This window comes from Actinoplanes sp. NPDC051537 (assembly GCF_055586105.1).
On record NZ_JBVJIU010000044.1, the window covers coordinates 1 to 2,700 of the forward strand.

General features: G+C 57.4%; 2 rRNA genes. Both read left to right on the top strand.

Annotated features, from left to right (window positions below):
• Nucleotides 1-2,482 (top strand): 23S ribosomal RNA (locus tag ACZ6TB_RS48830); the annotation flags it as partial.
• Between the two features lie 94 nt (nucleotides 2,483-2,576).
• A 5S ribosomal RNA gene (rrf, locus tag ACZ6TB_RS48835) occupies nucleotides 2,577-2,693 on the top strand.
• The last annotated feature ends 7 nt before the right edge of the window (nucleotides 2,694-2,700 follow it).

The window sequence follows — 2,700 nt, forward strand, 5'->3', positions numbered from 1 at the left end:
GGGGTGATGGCGTGCCTTTTGAAGAATGAGCCTGCGAGTTAGTGGCACGTGGCGAGGTTAACCCGTGTGGGGTAGCCGTAGCGAAAGCGAGTCTGAAGAGGGCGTTTTGAGTCGCGTGTTCTAGACCCGAAGCGGGGTGATCTAGCCATGGGCAGGTTGAAGCGTGGGTAAGACTGCGTGGAGGACCGAACCCACCAACGTTGAAAAGTTGGGGGATGACCTGTGGTTAGGGGTGAAAGGCCAATCAAACTCCGTGATAGCTGGTTCTCCCCGAAATGCATTTAGGTGCAGCGTCGCGTGTTTCTTGCCGGAGGTAGAGCACTGGATGGTCTAGGGGGCCTACAAGCTTACCGAAATCAGCCAAACTCCGAATGCCGGTAAGTGAGAGCGCGGCAGTGAGACTGCGGGGGATAAGCTTCGTAGTCGAGAGGGAAACAGCCCAGATCACCAGCTAAGGCCCCTAAGCGTGTGCTAAGTGGAAAAGGATGTGGGGTCGCTTAGACAACCAGGAGGTTGGCTTAGAAGCAGCCACCCTTTAAAGAGTGCGTAATAGCTCACTGGTCAAGTGGTTCCGCGCCGACAATGTAGCGGGGCTCAAGCACACCGCCGAAGCTGTGGCATTCACACATGAACCAGGCCGGCGCCCTTGAGGCGACGGTCCAGGTGTGTGGATGGGTAGGGGAGCGTCGTGCAGCGGGTGAAGCGGCGGGGTGACCCAGTCGTGGACGCTGCACGAGTGAGAATGCAGGCATGAGTAGCGAATGAAGAGTGAGAACCTCTTCCGCCGAATGACCAAGGGTTCCAGGGCCAGGCTAATCCGCCCTGGGTGAGTCGGGGCCTAAGGCGAGGCCGAGAGGCGTAGTCGATGGATAACGGGTTGATATTCCCGTACCCGCAAAGGAACGCCCAAGACGAACCCGCTTGTACTAACCGCGCAAAGCCGGCGAGGACTTCGGTCTGAACTGGTGGAGTCCGGGACCTCGGGTGGTAGTAGTTTAGCGATGGGGTGACGCAGGAAGGTAGCTGGTCCCAGGCGGTGGTTGTCCTGGGGTAAGCGTGTAGCCCGTGCCATAGGTAAATCCGTGGCGCGTTGAAGGGTGAGACGTGATGCCGAGCCGTATCAGGTGAAGTCAGTGATCCTATGCTGCCGAGAAAAGCCTCTAGCGATGTTCCGAGCGGCCCGTACCCGAAACCGACACAGGTGGTCAGGTAGAGAATACCGAGGCGACGGGCGAACTGTGGTTAAGGAACTCGGCAAATTGCCCCCGTAACTTAGGGAGAAGGGGGGCCGGACGCGTGAACACCCTTGCGGTGGGAGCGTGGTATGGCCGCAGAGAGCAGGGGGAAGCGACTGTTTACTAAAAACACAGGTCCATGCCAAGTCGTAAGACGATGTATATGGACTGACGCCTGCCCGGTGCTGGAACGTTAAGGGGACCTGTTAGCCCGTAAGGGCGAAGCGGAGAACTTAAGCGCCAGTAAACGGCGGTGGTAACTATAACCATCCTAAGGTAGCGAAATTCCTTGTCGGGTAAGTTCCGACCTGCACGAATGGCGTAACGACTTCCCCACTGTCTCAACCACAGGCCCGGCGAAATTGCAGTACGAGTAAAGATGCTCGTTACGCGCGGCAGGACGGAAAGACCCCGGGACCTTTACTATAGCTTGACATTGGTATCCGAATTTAATTGTGTAGGATAGGTGGGAGCCGGTGAAGCTCGGACGCCAGTTCGGGTGGAGGCAATGTTGAAATACCACTCTGTTGGGTTTGGGTATCTAACTTGCGGCCCTGATCGGGTCGAGGGACAGTGTCTGGTGGGTAGTTTAACTGGGGCGGTTGCCTCCTAAAGGGTAACGGAGGCGCCCAAAGGTTCCCTCAGCCTGGTTGGCAATCAGGTGTTGAGTGTAAGTGCACAAGGGAGCTTGACTGTGAGACTGACAGGTCGAGCAGGGACGAAAGTCGGGACTAGTGATCCGGCACTTGCGTGTGGAAGCGGTGTCGCTCAACGGATAAAAGGTACCCCGGGGATAACAGGCTGATCTTCCCCAAGAGTCCATATCGACGGGATGGTTTGGCACCTCGATGTCGGCTCGTCGCATCCTGGGGCTGTAGCAGGTCCCAAGGGTTGGGCTGTTCGCCCATTAAAGCGGTACGCGAGCTGGGTTTAGAACGTCGTGAGACAGTTCGGTCCCTATCCGCCGTGCGCGTTGGATACTTGAGAAGGGCTGTCCCTAGTACGAGAGGACCGGGACGGACGAACCTCTGGTGTGCCAGTTGTCCCGCCAGGGGCACGGCTGGTTAGCTACGTTCGGAAGGGATAACCGCTGAAAGCATCTAAGCGGGAAGCTCGCTTCGAGATGAGGTATCCCACCCCCTTGAGGGGGTAAGGCTCCCAGCCAGACGACTGGGTTGATAGGCCGGAAATGTAAGCCAGGTAACTGGTTCAGTTGACCGGTACTAATAAGCCGAGGGCTTAACCACAATAAACTTTATGCTCAACGCGTCCACTGTGTGATTCACAGCAAACGAACAACCACCGCGAAAACGCGAGTTGGTTCGTGATGCTGGCAGCTGTTTCGGTGGTCATAGCGGAGGGGAAACGCCCGGTCTCATTCCGAACCCGGAAGCTAAGCCCTCCAGCGCCGATGGTACTGCACTCGGGAGGGTGTGGGAGAGTAGGACGCCGCCGGACTCAACGT